Source organism: Rhodopseudomonas sp. RCAM05734, from assembly GCF_052658035.1.
This window is the reverse complement of sequence record NZ_CP199742.1, coordinates 921,121-941,304: the sequence shown is the minus strand read 5'-3', so window position 1 is coordinate 941,304 and position 20,184 is coordinate 921,121. Positions and strand designations below refer to the sequence as shown.

General features: G+C 58.6%; 12 protein-coding genes and 1 tRNA gene. 11 read left to right on the top strand and 2 right to left on the bottom strand.

Annotated elements, in window-relative coordinates; all coding sequences use genetic code 11:
* Positions 1-171: 171 nt before the first annotated feature.
* The 9 genes from ACUXVA_RS04630 to ACUXVA_RS04590 all read left to right on the top strand — a co-directional run bounded on the left by ACUXVA_RS04630 (position 172) and on the right by ACUXVA_RS04590 (position 13,960).
* A complete protein-coding gene (locus ACUXVA_RS04630; protein WP_265083514.1) occupies positions 172-1,623 on the top strand; it encodes an MFS transporter in 1,452 nt (483 codons plus the stop codon).
* A 7-nt stretch (positions 1,624-1,630) separates the two neighbouring features.
* Complete coding sequence (gene otsB, locus ACUXVA_RS04625; protein ID WP_413776431.1) at positions 1,631-2,440, top strand: trehalose-phosphatase; 810 nt, start codon at positions 1,631-1,633, stop codon at positions 2,438-2,440.
* A gap of 166 nt (positions 2,441-2,606) precedes the next feature.
* The gene (locus ACUXVA_RS04620; protein WP_445491051.1) at positions 2,607-4,079 is read left to right on the top strand and encodes a trehalose-6-phosphate synthase; all 1,473 of its coding nucleotides are present in this window, start codon (positions 2,607-2,609) and stop codon (positions 4,077-4,079) included.
* Between the two features lie 330 nt (positions 4,080-4,409).
* Positions 4,410-4,499: transfer RNA gene (locus ACUXVA_RS04615), tRNA-Ser, on the top strand.
* 79 nt (positions 4,500-4,578) lie between these two features.
* Positions 4,579-6,171 (top strand): DUF6538 domain-containing protein, encoded by a 1,593-nt coding sequence (locus ACUXVA_RS04610; RefSeq protein WP_445491049.1) that lies wholly within the window; start codon positions 4,579-4,581, stop codon positions 6,169-6,171.
* Between the two features lie 49 nt (positions 6,172-6,220).
* Entirely contained in the window at positions 6,221-6,550 is a 330-nt protein-coding gene (locus ACUXVA_RS04605) for a LysR family transcriptional regulator (RefSeq protein WP_445491047.1), read from the top strand.
* Between the two features lie 122 nt (positions 6,551-6,672).
* Positions 6,673-9,561 carry an SNF2-related protein gene (locus ACUXVA_RS04600; RefSeq protein WP_445491045.1) on the top strand — a complete coding sequence of 963 codons (2,889 nt, stop codon included), beginning with the start codon at positions 6,673-6,675 and terminating at the stop codon, positions 9,559-9,561.
* A complete protein-coding gene (locus ACUXVA_RS04595) occupies positions 9,558-11,276 on the top strand; it encodes a site-specific DNA-methyltransferase (protein ID WP_445491043.1) in 1,719 nt (572 codons plus the stop codon). Before ACUXVA_RS04600 ends, ACUXVA_RS04595 begins: the two co-directional genes overlap by 4 nt.
* On the top strand, positions 11,276-13,960 hold the full coding sequence (locus tag ACUXVA_RS04590; protein ID WP_445491041.1) for a DEAD/DEAH box helicase family protein: 2,685 nt from the start codon (positions 11,276-11,278) through the stop codon (positions 13,958-13,960). The genes ACUXVA_RS04595 and ACUXVA_RS04590 overlap by 1 nt, the downstream gene beginning before the upstream one ends.
* 742 nt (positions 13,961-14,702) lie before the next feature.
* Here the strand turns inward: ACUXVA_RS04590 and ACUXVA_RS04585 are convergent.
* Together ACUXVA_RS04585 and ACUXVA_RS04580 are read right to left on the bottom strand one after the other, a co-directional pair.
* Positions 14,703-14,963, bottom strand: a complete 261-nt coding sequence (locus ACUXVA_RS04585; RefSeq protein WP_445491039.1) for a hypothetical protein — start codon at positions 14,961-14,963, stop codon at positions 14,703-14,705.
* Between the two features lie 688 nt (positions 14,964-15,651).
* Complete coding sequence (locus ACUXVA_RS04580; RefSeq protein ID WP_445491037.1) at positions 15,652-16,314, bottom strand: recombinase family protein; 663 nt, start codon at positions 16,312-16,314, stop codon at positions 15,652-15,654.
* 812 nt (positions 16,315-17,126) lie between these two features.
* On the opposite strand from ACUXVA_RS04580, the gene ACUXVA_RS04575 reads away from it, so the two are divergent.
* Together ACUXVA_RS04575 and ACUXVA_RS04570 are read left to right on the top strand one after the other, a co-directional pair.
* Positions 17,127-17,489, top strand: a complete 363-nt coding sequence (locus ACUXVA_RS04575; RefSeq protein ID WP_445491035.1) for a plasmid mobilization protein — start codon at positions 17,127-17,129, stop codon at positions 17,487-17,489.
* On the top strand, positions 17,486-19,792 hold the full coding sequence (locus tag ACUXVA_RS04570) for a relaxase/mobilization nuclease domain-containing protein (protein ID WP_445491033.1): 2,307 nt from the start codon (positions 17,486-17,488) through the stop codon (positions 19,790-19,792). Before ACUXVA_RS04575 ends, ACUXVA_RS04570 begins: the two co-directional genes overlap by 4 nt.
* The last annotated feature ends 392 nt before the right edge of the window (positions 19,793-20,184 follow it).

The window sequence follows — 20,184 nt, the reverse complement described above, 5'->3', positions numbered from 1 at the left end:
ATGGCGGGGTCACGGGTTAGTTCCGAACATATTCAATACTGACGCAAGGGATGCTCGGACTGGCTTCGAGGCGTGGCCTTTCCTCAAATGTGTCCTGCCGCGCGGAACTTACATTCAGGAACGACCGCTATGACTAGCCTCCGTGGCGCTGAATTCGGGGCCGAACCCGACATGCGCCGCGTGCAGGATGCCCCCACGGGCCGTGTGATCGACACCGACATTCCCGCTCGCTTGGACCGTCTGACATGGAGCGGCTTTCACACGCGTGTGGTGCTCGCACTGGGCATCACCTGGATCCTCGACGGCCTCGAAGTCACGTTGGCAGGCGCATTGTCCGGCGCGCTCAAGGAAAGCCCGACACTCAAATTCTCGAATTTCGACGTCGGCTTCGCCAACAGCGCCTATCTCGCCGGCGCCGTGATCGGCGCGCTCGGCTTCGGCTGGTTGACCGATCGGATCGGCCGAAAAAAGCTTTTCTTCATCACGTTGGCACTTTATCTGACCGCAACGGCCGCGACGGCCTTGTCGTGGAATCTGACGACATACGCGTTGTTTCGCTTTCTCACCGGTGCCGGCATCGGCGGCGAATATACCGCGATCAATTCCACCATCCAGGAGCTGGTACCGGCGAAGTACCGGGGCTGGACCGATCTGGTGATCAACGGCAGCTTCTGGCTTGGCGCCGCGCTCGGCGCGGTGTGCGCTATCGTGCTGCTAGATCCGCAGGTCATCGTCCAGGAATATGGCTGGCGCCTGGCCTATCTCACCGGCGCGGTTCTGGGCTTGGTCGTATTCGTGATGCGTCTGTGGATTCCGGAGAGCCCACGCTGGCTGATGGTGCATGGGCAGCCGGGGCAGGCTCATGCCATCGTGGCCGAGATCGAGACCTCTGCAAAGCAGCCCATCACCGAGGCTGCCGCGGCGGCGCTGCCGACGATCCGACTGCAGATGCGCAGCCATACGCCGCTGCGCGAGGTGGCCAACACGCTGTTCGTGTTGTATCGGCAGCGCTCGCTGGTCGGGCTGGCGCTGATGGGCGCGCAGGCCTTCTTCTACAATGCGATCTTCTTCACCTACGCATTGGTGCTGACGGATTTCTTCGGTATCGCCTCGAACCAGGTCGGCTGGTACATCCTGCCGTTCGCGGCGGGTAATTTTCTCGGCCCCCTGCTGCTCGGCCGCCTGTTCGATACGCTGGGCCGCCGCATGATGATCATGGTGACCTACGGCCTGTCGGGCGTACTGCTGGCGCTGTCCGGCTACCTGTTCTCGATCGACGTGCTGAGCGCGCAGGGCCAGACCATCTGCTGGATGATCATCTTCTTCTTCGCCTCGCCGGCGGCGAGCGCAGCCTATCTCACGGTCAGCGAGACCTTCCCGATCGAGGTCCGCGCGCTGGCCATCGCGCTGTTCTATGCCATTGGCACCGGCATCGGCGGCGTCGCAGGGCCGGCCTTGTTCGGCATGTTGATCGATACGGGATCGCGCACAAGCGTGTTTGGCGGCTACCTGTTTGGTGCCGCCCTCATGATCGCCGCTGCGGCGATCGCCTGGCGCTACGCCGTCGCGGCGGAACGTCAGCCTTTGGAATCAGTTGCACGGCCACTGGCCGTTGTGGAGTAGAATGACGATGAAACAGAACCTGGCTGAGAAGCAGATGGATGAATCCCCCATTGACGTTGTCCCGTCCGGTCACACCATGACTCCCGGCGCAGTGATGCCGGCGCTCGGCAACTGCGCGCTGCTGCTCGATATCGACGGCACATTGCTCGATTTCGCGCCGACGCCGCGCGAGGTCTGGGTGCCGCCGGAACTGGCGACCACCCTCGGTAAGCTGTTGCAACGAACCAACGGCGCGCTGGCGCTTGTCAGCGGTCGCTCGCTCAACGACATCGACCTTATCTTTGCGCCGATGCAGTTCCCTGCGGTCGGCGGCCACGGCGCCGAAATGCGGCTGTCGATGGAAAACGAATCCGTTGCGGCGCATGCGCCGCCGCTGGACAAGGAGCTGAAGCGTCGCCTGGCGGCGATCGCCAAGCTCAGCCCCGGCATTCTGCTCGAGGACAAGGGCTATTCGCTGGCGCTGCATTATCGCCTGGCGCCGCATGCGGAGAAGGCGATCTACGATGCCGTTTCCGCGATCCGCGCCGATCTGCCCAATGCGCCGATCGAGGTGCTGCCGGGCAAGTCGGTGTGCGAGATCAAGCATTCCGGTTTCACCAAGGCGACCGGCGTGATCGAATTGATGACGCACGGTCCGTTCAAGGGCCGCCGCCCGGTGTTTATTGGCGACGACGTCACCGACGAAACGGTGTTTGCCATCATGCCTGGCATGGATGGTCTGGCCTTCTCGGTGGGGCGACACGCGCTGGGAGTCGCCGGGCATTTCGGCGAGCCGAGCGATGTTCGCGCCTGGCTGGCACGATTGCTCGAGGACTGATTCACACAGGGATCGCTGTTGTTGAAAATAATGGAACCATGGAACTCGCGGTTCCACTGGCGGTTGCCTGAATTTGGTTTCAATTGGGTCGAATGGTGACGAGGAACCATATTGATGAACGGACGTTAATCGTCCGAATAAATGTACCAGCAGGAGGGGGCCGCCCGTGAACCTCGTCGTTGTTTCCAACCGCGTCTCGCGCGCAACGGCTCACGAGCCGATGACCGGAGGCTTGGCGGCGGCGTTGTTGCCCGTGGTCGAAAAGTCCGGAGCCATCTGGGTCGGCTCGAGTGGCCGCCTCCGCGATGGCGCGCAGCGCGAGCCGTTTGCAAAAATCGAGGCGCTCGGGTCCGGCGCCCTGGCGATGCTCGATCTGCCTGCGGCGCATTACGCCGGCTATTACGAAGGCTTCGCCAATTCGGCGCTGTGGCCGGCGCTGCATTCGCGCACCGACCTGATCCGCTCCTCGCATGACGACTATCAATCCTATCGCGAAGTGAATTCGTTCATGGCGCGGGCGCTGCTGCGCTTCCGCAAGCCGGACGCGGTGTTCTGGATCCAAGATTATCATTTCCTTGCGCTCGGCGCCGAGTTGCGCGATCTCGGCGTCACGCATCCCATCGGTTTCTTCCTGCACACGCCGTGGCCTACCCGGGCGATTTTCGGCGGCGTGCCGCATCATCGCGAACTGGTCGAGGCGATGCTGGCCTACGACCTGATCGGCTTCCAGACCGACGACGACCGCGACAATTTTCTGGATTACCTGTCCTGCGAGCTCGGCCTGCACGCCAGCGATGGCGTAGTGACGTCGCGCTTCGGCGCGTCGCGCTGCGCGGTGTTCCCGATCGGCATCGATCCCGAGAAGTTCGCCCAGCATGCCGCCAAGGCTGCGTCCCATCCCGACGTGTCGCGCCTACGCCGTAGCCTGAACGGCGAGAAGCTGGCCATCGGTGTTGATCGCGTCGACTACTCGAAGGGGCTGGTCAACCGCATCGAGGCGTTCGACCGCATGCTGACGCTCAATCCAGCGCTCAACCGCTCTGTCTCGCTGCTGCAGATCGCGACGCTGTCGCGCGGCACCATCGAGGCCTATGGTAATCTGCAGAACGATTTGGCCAAGCTGGTCAGCGACGTCAACGGCCGCCACGGCGAAGTCGACTGGACGCCTATTCGCTACCTCAACAAGGGCTTCAGTCAGACCGTGCTCGCGGGTCTTTATCGCACCGCCCAGGTCGGTCTGGTGACGCCGTTGCATGACGGCATGAACCTGGTCGCCAAGGAATACGTCGCGGCGCAGAACCCTGCCGATCCCGGCGTGCTGGTGCTGTCGAAATTCGCCGGCGCGGCCAACGAGCTCGACACCGCGCTGCTGGTCAATCCGCACGATATCGACGGCATGGCGCGGACCATCGCCACGGCGTTTTCGATGCCGCTGCTGGAGCGGCGGATGCGTTGGGAGGCGATGATGGCCAAGCTGCGTGCCGGCACCATCCAGAACTGGTTCGCCGACTTCGTCGATGCGCTGCAGGAGGCCCACGCCGTGAACGAGAAGGGCAGCGTGCCGGAGGCCGAGCCCGACACCAGCATGATCTGGCCATTGCGCACATCCGGCGCCGTCGTTGGCACGCGCTATCACTGATTGACGGCCGCCACGGCACGGCCAGGCCACGCAGCGTCCGTGTTGCTCGGTACTGGGTGGGCTGCCGACCGCAATGCCGGCGTTCTTGCACGCGAGGCCGGGTCTGCGGCGTTATGGGCGCCCTTCGGCCAATGGCCGGGATAGGCGATCCGGCGACGGAAACGGCCTTTCACCGCGTTTTGCGGACCCCGCGGGAGCCTCATCCGGGCTAAAAGCCGCCTCCAAAGCGCGAAAATACCCAAACGCTGTCAATTACTTGAGAAAAATCCCCGCGTCGCGGTCGCAGTCCCTTGCAAATCACCTCCCGCCCCGTCATGAGAAGGCGCGCGGGGAGAGATGGCCGAGTGGCTTAAGGCGCACGCTTGGAAAGCGTGTGTGCGGGAAACCGTACCGTGGGTTCGAATCCCACTCTCTCCGCCACTGTTAAGTCATTGATATTGTTGAAATATGCCATCGCTTGATCGGGTAATGTACCCACTCGTGTACCCGAGACATCAGCATGCATATTACGCTCCGCACCGGCGGATGGCGATTCCAGATCAGGATTCCTCGCGATCTCGAACCCGTTTTAGGGCGCGCACCTATCCGTTTGAACCTTGGCCAGCTTGCAAAACGTCCCGCTCTTCGCATCGCCCGTTTACTGACTGGTCGCGCCGAGTCGGTATTCATGCTGTATCGCAAAGGGGCAAGAATGACGGACGACGCGCGGGACGATTTGATAGAGGAGTTACATGGGCTGCTCCTCTCGGTGCTGGATTCCTCGGAGAAAGCTCTGGAATCCGCCGAGCAACGGCGAAAGAATGAGCTGCATACTCTGGAGCTCAATCTTCTGGTCGAACGCTCGATGGAGCAACAGCACTTTGGTAAGCGGCTCCAGGCGCTCAAGGGCGGAATGGAGAACCTGAAATCGGCTGTCGCAAGACTCCCAAAGCCGCAGCGCGGCGGGCTGGAGCAAGAAATCGGAGAATTGACGAAGCTTCTTCGCCAGTCGCTAGATGGCGGGCCAATCCGCCCACCGGCGTCTCAAGAATTGAAGCGATGGATCGAAATCCGGGTTGGACATGCGGCCGATAAGAAAGTGCGCACGGATCGAAATCGGATCACGGATTTCCTTAACTTTGCCGGAGATAGGCCTGTCAACAAGTACAAATACTCGGACTTCCAAAGCTTTGCGAACCTGCTCGCCCGCGTCCCGGCGGATTATATGAAGGATCCAAGGATCCGGCACATGACGCGGCAGGAGGCCGCAGATTATAACGACGGTCTGTCTCCTGCTCGGCGATTTGAAACGTTGTCGGGAAAAGCGATCGATGCCAACTATTTCTCGCCATTGCGGATGTTCTTCCGGACAATGGCTGCGGAACACGAATTCCACTCTCCGCTGTCGGATATAAGCGTTACGATTCCGGTCGATGCAAAGGAATCAGTCGAGCGATCGCCGTTTACGGTCGAAGAGCTAAATCTCTGGTTCAGAGCTGCGGCAAAAGAGAAACGTGCAGACCTGAAATGGTTACCGCTCTTGGGAACGTTGACCGGTGCCCGCGTCGGCGAACTCATTTTTCTTCAAGGAAAGGACGTCTATCAGCTTTCAAATGGCTGGTGGGTTGCCGACCTCACCACGACCTTGGCCATTCCAGATGGTAGCAAGAAGAAGCGGCAATTGAAGAATAAATCGAGCCGTCGGTTATTCGCCTTGCATGATTCTCTCACGCAAGTCGGCTTTATCGACTATTGCCAATCACGCGGGCACGAAGACTGGCTGTTTCCCGCTGCATTCCTGCACGGAAAAAAGCGCGTTGAGGATCCCGCCGGTGCTGCCTCCAAGCGGCTCAATGGGCGGCTGGTGAACGTCGGAATTCACAAGCCGCTCGAAAATACATTTCATTCTACCCGCCACACAAACAAGGACATCATGCGGATCGCAAAAATTGATCCGCGTACGGCCGATCGCCAGACCGGCCACGCGCCGAAGACCGTCAGCGAAACCTACGGTGACAAAAAGCTCAGAGATGAAGAGGTAGAGGTTCTCGCGGTCCTGCCGCTTCCAGAAGGACTGGATCTGTCGCCCTATTATCGCAAAGAGAGCTACTGAAGGCCGCAATATAGCGGATAAGCAACGGGTGTGTGAGCGGGTAAAGCGGATGAAAATGGATACGGAAGGCGCCGACAAGGCCTCAATGCGATTGAAGGACTTTCAGTTGACGGCGGAATTGTTGTCGGAGGCCGTCGCACAGGAGGACGGGGCGCGAGAGCGGGTCGCGGAGCGGCACGGAATTCAGAAGTCTGTCATCACCGATCGCGTTCGACGGATGGAGCGCTTCTTTGAAGTAAAGCTGTTCACCGGCCCGCAACGGAAGACGCCGACGGCAGCGGGCAGAAAGATGGCGCGATACGGCCCGCGGCTGATCGATGAGATCGGGCATTTTGCCGATATCCTACGGGATGCTCAGAAAGATGACGAAGTCCACTGAACGAGTCCACTACGGATGGTAAAAAGATGTAGTGAAGTGGCGCCGCCGGTCTAGGATGCCCCTTCGTCGCGACGCCCGAATCAGCCGTTCGGAAGCTCGGGCATGCGACTCGGGCGGGGAAAATGACGGCATACACGCGCTACCACGGCAAATATTTCGCTCACCGCATTATGCTGCAGGGGCGAAATGAAGAGGCTTTCGCCAAATCCCTTTCGGCCGCTCGCGTCGATATGAAGCCTCACCAGGTGGAGGCTGCCCGTTTTGCTTTGCATTCGCCGCTGTCCAAGGGTGTCATCCTTGCCGATGAGGTCGGCTTGGGCAAAACCATCGAGGCATGCCTTGTCATCGCCCAGAGATGGGCTGAACGTCGGCGTCACGTCCTTCTGATCGTCCCGGCGTCACTGCGAACGCAATGGCAGCAGGAGCTTCAGGAAAAGTTCTCGTTGCCGAGCATCGTTCTCGATTCGAAAACCCACAGGGACGCTGTGAAGGCGGGCAAGCCCCGCCCTTTCGGCAATCCCGCCGCTGTCATTATCACGTCCTATCAGTATGCCGCTCGCAAACACGACGAGCTTCGGAGCATTGCGTGGGACCTTGTCGTTATCGACGAGGCACACCGGCTCCGCAATGTCTATAAAAAAGGACAGTCGGCCCAGGCAAAGCAATTGCGGGACGCACTCGCCTCTCGCTTCAAAATAATGCTGACCGCCACGCCTCTGCAAAACTCCCTCATGGAGCTTTACGGGCTGGTTTCCGTCATTGATGACTCTTTCTTCGGCGGCGAGGAGAGTTTTCGCGGAATGTACGGCCGGACCACCGACCGGCTGTCCCTTCAAGGCCTGCGGCGGCGCCTTGCGCCGATCTACAAGCGTCACCTCAGGCGCGACGTCCAAGAGGCCGGTCACGTCAGCTTTACGAAGAGGATTGCGGTTACATTCGACTTCGAGCCGCATGATCGCGAAGCGCAGCTCTACGAAGGCGTTTCCGAGTATCTCCAACGCAAGGACTCCATCGCTTTCGGCTCCAAGCCCAACCAGCTTGTGCTCATCGGCGCGCGCAAGACCCTCGGGTCGTCAATCGCAGCAATCGTCCTGTTCCTGGAAAATGTCATCGCGCGGCTTCGTAAGAGCGAGGTGGCAGACGTGAGTGTCGTCGAGGATATTGACGATACAGCAGAGGTCGAAGAGGAAATTGCCGACGACGCCATTCTCTCCGATTCGACCGGATCTGGTCCCGGCGGAGACGAAGATGATGATGGCACCGGTGGGATCGATCCTAAGGTGCTCGCGGCCGAGATCACTGAATTGGAGGGCTATCTGAGTCTTGCCCGATCTATCGGATCGAATGCAAAGGGCGAGAAGCTGCTTGAACAACTCCCCTTCGTGCTTGACGCGGTAAAGTCGCTGGGAGGCCAAAGGAAAGCGGTGATTTTCACCGAGTCCGTCCGCACCCAGCGCTACCTGGCTGACATTTTGTCACAGAATGGGTATGCCGGCGAGATCGTGCTGATGAACGGGTCCAACAGCGATCCGGAAAGCCAGACAATCTACAAGGACTGGAAGAAGGCAAAGCAGGGCACCGACGCCGTTTCCGGGTCCAAATCAGCAGACATGAAGACGGCCATCGTCCAGGCGTTCAAGTCTGATGAAAAGACGATATTGATCGCGACGGAGTCCGGCGCGGAAGGCATCAATCTTCAATTTTGCTCGCTGATTATCAATTTCGACCTGCCGTGGAATCCACAGAGGGTAGAGCAGCGCATCGGCCGTTGTCATCGGTACGGTCAGAAAATCGACGTTACTGTCGTCAACATGCTGAATCGCAAGAATCAAGCTGAAAAGCGGATTTACGAGCTTCTCAAGAACAAGTTCAACCTTTTCGAGGGCCTGTTCGGTGCCAGCGATCAAGTGCTCGGGACAATCGAATCCGGGATCGATTTCGAGAAAAAGGTCTTGGCGGTGGTGCAGAGCTGCCGTGGCGAGACGGAAGTTCGGGAGGCTTTCGAGAAGCTCGAAGCCGAACTTGAAGAGCAGATCAAGGCGGATATGGCGGAAACCCGCCAGCACCTCTTCGACCTGTTCGATGCATCTGTCGTCGACGTCTTGCGACGGCGCGCAACTGATATCGAGCGCACCATGTCGGACTTTGAGCAGCGCCTCTGGCTGGTGGCTCGCGCCGAGCTTCCAGACGCAAAATTCTTGAAGGACGGCATTCCGCGCTTTCTTCATGCCAACAAAACCTGGTCGACAGTCTGGCCCGAGGCGGATGAGCGTGGATGGCAATTCTTCCGGCTGGGCGATGGGACACTGGCGGATAGCTTGGTCGAGGAGGCGCGCAAGCGCGAGCTTCCGGAAGCGAAGCTGGTTTTCGACTACAAGGCCTACCGAAGCGAGGGGCAGCCTCGCCTGTCTGACCTCGAACGGGTTTCTGGAAAATCGGGCTGGCTCAAGGTTTCGCTATTGAGGGCCGAAACAGCCCTCGGCTCGCGAGATAGCATGGTTGTCGCAGCGCTGACCGATGACGGCCTGATGCTGGCTCAGGAGACCGCCGAGCGACTGTTCCAGGTGCCCGCCACGCGCGGCCCTGTGGACGCTGCCTATCCGGCCGGTACGATGGCGGCAATCGATGGGGAAGCCATGAAGGCTGCCCAGCAGGAAGCCGAGGACGAAAGCCGGAAGTGGCTGGACGAGGAAACCCTGAAATTAGAGGCCTACGCCGAGGACCTCGAAAGCGCCAACAAGCGTCGCGAGAAGGAACTCAAGGCCGAGGCCGACGCCGCCAAACGAGCGCTTCGAGGCAATCAATCAATGCCGCTGGCAGAAAAGATTGTCGAAGAGCGCCGGATAAAAAAGCTGGAGCAAGAGCGCGATGACCTTGTGTTCGCCAGCTTCCAAAGACTGCGGGAGATCGGCAGAGAGATCGATGACAAATTGAACGATGTTGCCTCGAAACTGGCGATCACGCCGAAGATTACGCCCCTGATGACGATCCGCTGGGAATTGACGGCATGAGCAAGAAAACACGACTTGAACTCACCTGGATCGGCAAGGATGAGCGGCCGCGGCTTGAGCCAAGAATCCTTATCGAGGATGCGTCACTGTCTCATCATGCCAGCGCGCGGCGATCTGAAGCCGACATTTTCGACAACATACTTATACAGGGCGACAATCTACTCGCTTTGAAGGCTCTGGAGGCGGGTTTTGCAGGTAAGATCAAGTGCATTTACATTGATCCACCCTACAACACCGGCTCTGCATTTGAGCATTATGCTGACGGACTTGAGCACTCGCTATGGCTGACGATGCTTCACGAACGTATCCTTCTGCTTCATAGGCTGCTTCGTGATGACGGATGTTTCTTTGTGCAGGCGGACGACAACGAGGCTCACTATCTCAAGGTAGTCTGCGATGAAGTATTTGGCAGAAAGAATTTCATCTCGACCTTCATTTGGAGAAAAGTGGATAGCCCGAACGATAACAAAGTCCCAGTTACCCCAGATCATGAATTCATTTTTGGATACGCAAAAAACATTACAGCGGCGAAATTGAAGCAAAGAGGCGATGAATCTCTCCTCCGAGCTTATCGCGGTCCAGATGATGAAGGTCGCTATTATCGGGACCGGCTCCTGAAGAAGAATGGAAAGAACAGCCTTCGTACCGATAGGCCGACAATGTTCTTCCCCATCGATGATCCCGACGGCGAAGAAATTCTTCCGATACACGACGATGGAAGAGAGGCGTGCTGGGCGCTAGGAAAGGCTGCCGTCAAAAAGCTTATCGCAGAGGGTCAGTTAATCTGGAAAACTCGGGGTGATGGGCCGTCCAGCCGATGGGTTCCTTATACTCGCGAATATGCCAAGGCGAGTCCGACCAGGCCATACAACAGTCTCTGGACAGACTTGCCTACCACACGGCAGACCAAGGCTCACCAGAAGGAGCTGTTCGGAGCAGGGCGCGAATTCTCGACTCCTAAACCTGAGGAGTTGATTGAAAGAATTCTTCTGATGTGCACAACAGAGAACGATCTCGTTCTCGATTCATTTTCAGGTTCCGGGACAACTGGCGCAGTTGCTCAAAAGCTCGGCCGCCGGTGGATCATGGTTGAACTGGGCGACCATGCCGTTACCCATATCGTTCCCCGGCTGACGAAGGTCGTGGAAGATGACGATCCAGGTGGTGTGACCGATGCGACTGGGTGGGCGGGTGGCGGTGGGTTTCGATTTTATCGGCTCGCACCGTCCCTCCTCGAAAAGGATCGCTTCGGGAATTGGGTCATCGCGAAAGAGTACAATGCGGCGATGCTGGCGGAAGCACTTTGCAAGCATCTTGGATTCACGTATGCGCCAAGCCAGGATACGGCGGAATACTGGCGGCACGGTTATTCGACCGAGGCCGATTTCGTCTTTGTAACAACCCAGTCGCTGACCTACGACGCCCTGAAGAAGCTGTCTGAGGAGGTCGGCCCGAAAAGATCTCTTCTGGTCTGTTGCAAGGCATTTAACGCAAAGGAAGACAGCTTCCCGAATCTGACAGTGAAGAAGATACCCCACTCCATTCTAGCCAAATGCGAATGGGGTAGAGACGACTATTCCCTACAGATAGCCGATCTCCCGGATGCAATTAATTCTGAGGACGTCCAAGAACCAGCAACAGACGAGGTAGAGAAGCCCAAACGCCGCAACGCAAAAGCAACGCTGCCGCTCTTCGATACGACAGGAGAAAAGTGATGTTGCCGCGTCAGGTTCAGCAGATTAAAGCTAGGCTTTCTCTTCGGACGCCACAGGCTGAGGCGCTGGACATCCTCGCCGACGTGCTCGAATCTATCGAGTTTTCGAAGGCTGCGGATGTTGCCGCAGCGCTTGAGGCGATCAAAGCTGCCTATCCGAGTGTGACCGAGTTTGAGCGAAGTTTCCCGTCGCTGTGCTTCGCCCTTGCTACCGGCGTCGGAAAAACGCGGTTGATGGGTGCGTTCATTGCCTATCTCTACCTCAGCAGCCGCTCAAAGCATTTCTTCATCCTGGCTCCAAATACAACGATCTATGACAAGCTGGTTGCCGACTTCAGCCAGCAAAATTCTCCAAAATATGTCTTCAGGGGGATCGCAGAATTTGCGCAGCTTCCTCCCATCGTCGAAACCGGCGACAACTGGGAGCGCGGCTATGCCGTGCGGGGTGATCTTCTTGGCGATACGGCGGTCGTGTTCATTTTCAATGTTGACAAGATCAACAAGGAGCAGGGCCGCATTCGCAAGCTCCACGAGTACATAGGCGAGAGCTATTTCGAATATCTGTCTGGCCTTTCGGACCTTGTCCTCCTCATGGACGAGGCTCATCGCTACCGCGCCAACGCGGGCATGAACGCGATTGCCGAACTGCGGCCGGTGATCGGGTTGGAATTGACGGCCACTCCGCGCTCGGTCGGGGCGCGCTCTACGGCCTTCAAGAACGTCATTTATGACTATCCACTCGGCCAGGCGATGGTGGATGGCTTTGTGAAAGACCCGGCGGTTGCGACCCGGGAGGGATTCCGCGCTGACAGTGTCACCCCCGAACAACTTGAGCGCATCAAGCTTGAAGATGGCATCCACTGTCACGAACATACGAAGGCGGAGCTGGCGATCTATGCGCAGCAGACAGGCCGAAAGCTGATCCATCCCTTCATGCTGGTCGTCGCGCAGGATACCAGCCACGCTGGCGAAATCCGGAAATATGTCGAATCCGTCGAGTTCTTTCAGGGGCGCTACAAGGGGCGCGTCATTGAAGTTCATTCCGGAACACGAGGAGAAGAAACTGAGGAGGCGACCGCTAGGCTTGTCGCGCTGGAGACCGATTCACAAACTGACATCGTGATCCATGTGAACAAGTTGAAGGAAGGCTGGGATGTCACCAACCTTTACACCATCGTTCCCCTCCGCGCTTCCGCTTCGGACATTCTGACCGAGCAGACGCTGGGGCGCGGCCTCCGACTGCCCTATGGTCAGCGGACCGGAGTCGAGGCCATCGACCGGTTGACGGTCATCGCCCATGATCGTTTCGACGATGTGATCAAGGCAGCGCGCGACCCCAATTCGTTGATCTCTATCCGTAAGACGGTGATCGTCGGCGCCGGCGGCGACGTGTCCAACGTTGGCGCGCATGTCGTCGAATCTGCTTCGAACGTCGAAACGTCATTGACGGGGAAGGGCGGAGCGTTCGGGGAATCCGAACAGAAGCCATATGTGTTCGAAACACAGGAAGAGCGCGAGGTCGCGAAGGTCACCTGGGACGTGATCGCGCGGGAGTTCGAACGGAAAATCAAGACCGGCATAGAGAAGCTCGAAACTCCCGAGGTTCAGGCCGAAATCACCCGGATCGTGAAGGAGGTGATGGCGCCGGAGCAGGGATCGTTCGAAACTTTCGAACAAAAAACGGACGTGGCGGCAACGGTAGCCAAAGTCACGAAACAGCTCGTCATGAACACCATTTCGATTCCCGAAATTGTCGTGCTGCCGACGAGCGAGGTGAACTTCGGCTTCAGGGATTTCGATCTTTCGAATCTCGAAACAATTGCCAAGCAGCCGTTGTCCGACCAGATCATGGTCCAGCGCCTGCGAGACGAGTCCCGCGCTTTCCTCGCGCGCACCGTCGAAGGGGTCAAGGAAGAGCGCCTCGAAAACTATCTCGTTCGTCATCTCATGGATCTGCCGCAGGTAGACTACGAGACCCAGAGCGAGCTTCTCTTCAAGCTTTCGGGGCAGATGGTCGGGCGGCTGGAAGCCTATCTCACCAAGCCAGAGGATGTCGAAAACGTCCTGATCGTGCACGGGAAGGACCTCGCCAGGTTCATTTTCGCGCAGATGCAGGAGCGTTATTGGGAGACGGCGACCGACTATCGAGCGAGCGTGTCCCGGGGCTTCGTGATGCTGAAACCTACGGCCTACAACGTGCCCAGCCCGGCATTCGTTCGAGATTTCCGAACGCCTGTTGAGCCTCTTAATCAGACGCCAAAATATGTCTTCGAGGGCTTCTCGAAGTGTTGCTATCCATACCAGAAATTCGATTCGGACACCGAGCGCGAGTTTGCGGTGATCGCCGAATCGAGCAGCGAGACCGGCGTATTGCGATGGATGAAGCCAGCGATGGGGCAATTCCGGATTGAGTACGCATCTGGGCAGTCATATGAGCCGGACTTCGTCATCGAGACGAACAAAGACAAGCTGATCGTCGAAATCAAGGCCAAGAACGAGCTGTCCGATCCGATTGTGCAGGCAAAGGCGAAGGCTGCGCAGAAATGGATTTATCACGCGAACGAGCACGCCAAGGAGACTGGCGGAAAGCCGTGGACCTATATGCTCATCCCGCATGATGCCGTCAGGCCAAGCGCGACCCTGGCGTCGCTGGCATCGGCGTACTCCCAGGCGGCCATGATTTGAAGGCGAATGCACAGCAAGTCGCCTCATGAGCAGGTTCACTCTTCTATTTGTCGAACATCGACGACGGCATGTGCCTTCTGGTCGGTCCCGATAGGCTAGTGCCCCGACGCGCTGGCGAAACTATCGTGGGCAAGAAACGCATCTGATGCCGTGCGCCTCATCCACTGCTTCCGGAGAACCGGCTGAAATCTCGAAACTCCCCTTCGAGGAGAATGTCCGGTGCCTCGATATTCATGAACATCGCTTTGCGTCGGCGCTCTGCTCTCGAACACTTGTATTCTGAGAGGTCGCGTGCCGTTTGAGCGCCGATAAAGGCCGCATCGCCCCGGCAGGTTTGCATTAAACAAAAAACGCACTGACCATCAAAAGATAACCCCGCCCTTCATCGCGCCTGCAAGCGCTCCGGGCGGGGTCATCAACGGGTGGTTTCATGGTCGCTTTCAGTTCTGAATCTGTCAACGTCAGTCGGCAAACTCGATGTAGCATCGCAGCGAGTTCGGATGCGATGTCGCCTACGCCGAGCCTAGCCTATGCGCCATCAGCATTGCTGGCAGCGGAATCGCCGATCGCAAGCCAAGCCTCGCTAACCCAAGCAGCAAATCAGATTGCTGACCGTCTTGAACGGCTCGGCCTTGACCCGTTTTACTCTGATCGGGAACGCTATTTCGTCCTGCTTGAAGAGCGCCCGGGGGACATCATCGAGCTTGGCCGCCCGCTACGCGGATCTCGTCTGTTCAAAAAATCAAATCTTTCCCGCGACATTGACAGGGTCTGCGCCATCGAATCGTTCGCGGACGCCTGCAACGGCGAGGAATGGCTGTACTGGAATGTGAGCCTGCCCGGCGCAAAAGCTGCGGTCGGCAATCTCGTAGAAGCAAATCGCGAATTCAACCGGCTCATCAACGTCCATTTTACGGAGATGCGCCGCCGCAACGGCTTCGAATTGATCCTGCTCGTTATCCATCCTCGGTTCGACCCAATCAGCGGAAAGTTCGATTTGCACGCACATTTCATCTGCCGCATCCCAGGCGAACACCGGGAAGCGGCCAGCCGGCGGCTCCTGACGGCATTCTCTAAGGCTCACGTCCCAGAGGAGCGCGTACGAAACCCTGGAGCCTGCGCGACCTACATGATTTGGGGCATTTGCCGACCCAACGAAACCGCCGAGCTTCCGGATGATGCTCTGTCAGACTTGTGGCAGCTGTCGCGCTCAAAAGCCCGGCTTGTCCGGAATGGCTCAAGGCTCTCGAAATGGCGACGCGACAATTGCGCTGCCGTAAAAGACCCCGAGAGCGTGCGCCAGGAACTGCTTCGACGAGAAAGGAGGAAAGCCACGAATTCCACGCCCAGGCCGGAAGGTCGTGATCGGTTGCTGGTGAAGACGAAAGCGACGATCAACGGCAAGCGGGTCGCCGTAATACTGTTTGAAAGGTTGGCTGCTGCGCCGGAGGGCGCCGTGGCTACGGCGCCGGTGGTGCCTGAGCAGACCTCCTCCGAAGACTCTTCTTCAGCGACTAGCGACACAACTCAGGACTCAATCGATGACACCGCCATCGATGTTGTCGACACGGGTGACCGCCAACAAACGGACGTCAAAGGGCCGGTTCATCGTGTTCGTGGAGGTGCGTGGAGTTGGAAGTGGAAGTCAGTGCTGGCTAGCATCGTAGCCGTTCTACGCCCAACCCACGCGTCTACGACAGGGCTTCGATCCGTCGATCGCCGCTGGCCCCGGTGCCGCGGCCCGCCCCGACGATCCTGCAGCCATCCGGTCGGAGCGATCCATCCGGCGCGACATGCCGGTACAGGGTCTGTCGCGAGACCCCCAATTCCTTGCAAAGAGCAGCGACGTTCGTTTCGGGGTGCCCCATTGCTGATTCGGCCAGACGGACCTTCGCGGGCGTCATGACTGCCTTTCGGCCACCGACACGACCACGTGCCCGCGCAGATGCCAGTCCGGCGATGGTCCGCTCTCGGATCAGAGTTCGTTCAAACTCCGCAAGGGTGGCGAAGATGCCGAACATGAGCCTCCCCTGAGCAGTCGTTGTGTCTATCGCACCATGACCAGTCAACACGCGTAGGCCAATACTGCGGGTCGCGAGATCGTCAACCGTATTAACGAGATGGCGGAGGTCGCGACCGAGGCGATCCAATTTCCAAAGGACCAGCGTGTCTCCTGCCCGCAGCGCCTTGAGGCAGTGGTCGAGGCCAGGACGGTCATCCCTACTTCCGGAAGCACGATCCTCATAGACCATGTCCTTCCGCACGCCCGCGGCCAACATTGCGTCGGTTTGAAGATCGACGACTTGCGAGCCATCAGCCTTCGAAACGCGGACGTATCCAATCAGTTCACCCACGACTGTATCTCCATGTCACTCAAACGACCGTTTGTGAGACAGATGGTGATTCAGAGAATGACCGGCGGCAAGCCGTCACGTTATCCGTCACATTTTCTATGTGCCGCAAACCCTGGCCGATGCGACATGTGACACGCGGACTCGGTGACATGTCATTCGGCTGCAATCGGCAATCGCCCGCCTCGACCGCGAAGCAGCCAAATGCGACGCCAACTTGAATGCCCTGATGGCCGCAGCCTGACGCGACAGATCGACGCGGGGCAAGCGTAGTGCCGTCGTTGAATCCTTTGGCCCAAGGATCGAATCCTTGGTCACCGAGAACGAGTCCTTAAGCTCTATTTTCAAAGAGTTTCAGGTGCTGGACACCGGTTCCGATCGATGCATGAGTCCGCGCCTTAGTAATAGTTGGAGGTTCATCATGACAGATAACGTTCGCCGACTCCGCCCTGATCCATTCGTGTCTAAGTGGGGCGAGCGAAAGGGCCTGGATAACGGGCTGTATTACGCAGAGGCGGATCTTGCGGGGCAATCTCTCGGTCTCTGGGTCGAGCGAGTGCGCCGCGGATGGAGGTTTCAGGTACTGAACATTCCCACCGACAAGCCTGTTGCCGAAGGAACGGTGCGATTCCTGCGGGACGCAAAGACCGTGCTGCACGCTACTGCGACGAGGTTGATGGACCCAAGTCGACTTGTCTGATGCCGCCGGTCGTCACAGACTTCTTGAGTTAGCCAGCAATGGGTGGTGCTACGCACACGCCCGCTGGCGAAGGGGGCGAGCCCCCTGTCGAACCCCGGCTGGGAGCCCTTGAGCGATGGCGGCGATGGAAAGGAAGAACGGTAGCACCACCACGACATTCCGCATGACACGTCCGGAACGAGAGGCCGTGCAAGCGGCTGCCGGATCGCTCGGGATAGGTGTCAGCTCTTTTGCTCGCGTCGCCACGATCCGCGCTGCCGATCTCACGCCTGCATCACCACCACGACGCGAGAAGGTCACCGTCGTCATCGATCCAGTTCTCCGGGCGCTCGGCCCCATCGGGTCGAACCTCAATCAACTGGCCCGGGTCGCAAATTCGACGGGGAGCGCTGCGGCCATCGTTTCCGCCGGACATCTGCTGATCGAGTTCCAACGGCTCACGCGCGCCGTCATATCGTTGGGAGGACCTTCACATTGATCCTGACAACGAAACGCCACGGCCGTACCGCCGGCGACATCAAACGTTTGCTGGCTCATCTATCGAAGCAGGTGAAGCAGACCTCTCGCGTTGTCAGAATTGACGGCGTGGCACTTCCAGATGCCGCGGATGCCATGAGGTATATGGAATTGTTGCGCGACGCATCACTTGCGACAGTCGCCTGCCACCACATCTCGATCTCCCCGAGAATACACCTCACGGATGATCAACGTGACGAGGCTGTCCGCCGCATTCTCGCGGCAATGAACGCTCTCGATCACGCCTACGTACTTTGGCAACATTCCGAAAAGGCTAGGACCGACGAGGCGGTCGCTGAAGAGCATTTTCACCTTGTCGTCAGCCATATCGGGCCCGATGGCCTCGCCTTGAACGATTCTATGTCGTTTGCAAAGTTGGAAGCAGCAGCGCGAACCCTTGAAGTTGATTTCGGCGAGAAGCTGACGCCGTCTCGATTGACGAAATCCGTCATCAAAGAGCTGCGCCGTATCGGCCGCGACGACGTAGCGGAGATGATGGTTCTTCCAGCGTCATCACCGGCAAGCGCGATGTCGTCGAGAACGCGAGCGAAAGCCGCCCGGCAAGGCGTCGATCTTCCGCTGGCTCAAGCGGCAGTCCGTCTGGCGTGGCTCGCATCTGACACACCTTCCGCCTTCCGTGCCGCGCTCGCAGAAGAAGGGCTTGAAATCGCCGTTGGGGCGCGGCCGAATGTTCTCATGATCACCAGAAACGGGGTTGAAGTCGGCGCGCTCGATCGCATCGTTCGCGAAAAACGGACCGCTGTCGCGGTCCGAATGAAAGAGGGAAGACATGACAAAGAAACAAGAGAAGCCCCGCAACGCGGGAGAAGCGATCTATTTCGCGGCATTGGAAGCACGCCAGTTCTCCGAGAACCTTCAGCCTCTACTCCAACTGCTAGAGGAGAGCCCGAGCGAAGGCGGCCCCGGCCCTCTCGATCAAATGACGGGCCTCCTAACCACGATCGTGACGATCCTGGCAAAGCACGGCGAGATTCTCAATCGTCTCGAGATCACGTCAATGAGACCGTCGTCCTCATCGGAATTGGTCGAGATGACAGCTTCCGGAAGCTAAGGCGATTTGCCGAATCCACTGCTTGCGGAAGCTTGCGCGGCAATTCGCAATATCGTCGAGCCCTCGACCGCGCGGCCGGAACTTCTATTTCCCGAATGAAGATCGCCGATTTGAGAGCGGCGGCGTCGAAGGTGGCCGCCGGTAGCGCACTGAGTGACAATGAATTGATGTCACTTAAGGAGGCGCGCATGAAGTCCATGAAACCAGTTCGTCAACTGGACTACAAGGCGAAGCTTCTCGCCGAGATCGCGCCGCACGGGCTAGACGTGTCAGGCTTCATCGCAGACATCCACATGGTGAAGAAGCCGACACGAGGTAATCCTGTCGCGCGTTTAATGATGCGCGATGGAGGTTGGTGTGAGATCGACACCATCTCCGGGAAAGCAGTGCGAACGTGGGGGCCTGTTGGCCGTGCCCAGGTCTTTGCACAGGCCGTCGCTGATATCTTAGGCTGCGAGGTAACACATCTCGCGAAAACTGTGTCGATGTCTGCCGACGCCACCGCGCTCCGAGTCGTCGAACAGTCGAAGGATACAATCGAGAAACTTACCCGATGGTGGGCAATGCGCGGCTACACGGCCGTGGCTGCGCCAGACGGTTGTTGGATCGATGCCGGTCATTCCCGAATTTTGGATACTGGAGATCATCTCGAATTCCATGGCGGCCTCAGCGACTCCGCCATAGCCGCCGCCCTTACTAAAGCCCGAGATGCTTGGAACGGCGGCGTAACCCTCGAAGGCGGATGGACGCAGGCGGAAAAAGATCGGCTTTGGATCGCTGCTCAGCGGCATGGAATCGAAGTCGGCAACTGCGCGCCTTCTTCGTCCATTCAGGCGACTTGGCAGCGGGAGCAATGTGCCGTCGTGACAAAAGCAAAGACGATCTCCGCCGCCCGGAGTGAGATCGTCGATGCTCAGGATTTGATCGCGGCAGCCAAAGGAGACGTCGAAGCCGCGCGCAGGTTGAAGGGGCCGTTGCAGGCGTTTGTCGGCTTGTACCTTGATGACGACCAACGCGCTGAATTGGCAGCTAAGTCCGTCGCAGATGTTGTCCCCGAGCTGAGCCGGCTCCGAACAATTGGCGCCGTCGAGCTCGACGCATATGAAGCCACATCCGGCCGGAAGTTTTCCATTCCCGCCCCCGATGATGGCAAGCAGCAGCAACGACCTGAGTGGACGGTCGTACCCCGATGACAGTGGCTCCTAACGTCCTACGTCGTTACGTTCTGAGGCGGGCCAGCGGTCGGATGCCGCATCCAGAGTGGTCGTTCCTTGCCCAGGACATCGGAGCCTGGATCCTTGCGGATGGACCTACTGCTAAACGCCATGAACATCATCGCCGGATCAGGGAGGCAGGGCGACCCTGGTGTGACATCCTCGGCCACCGTACCGATGTCGCCGACGATGAGCGCTTGCAAATGTATTTTCTGACGGTCCCATTTCATGACTGGTCCCGTCTTGCGATCGACGTCATGCGACGTCCGAAGGGCTGCTTGGCAGATTGGCGCGCCGCCGGCGCGCGCATCATCGGCGCCGTCCAACCGGCCGCAGCCTCTGCTTCCGGAACGCCAGGACCTCTCGCCGGA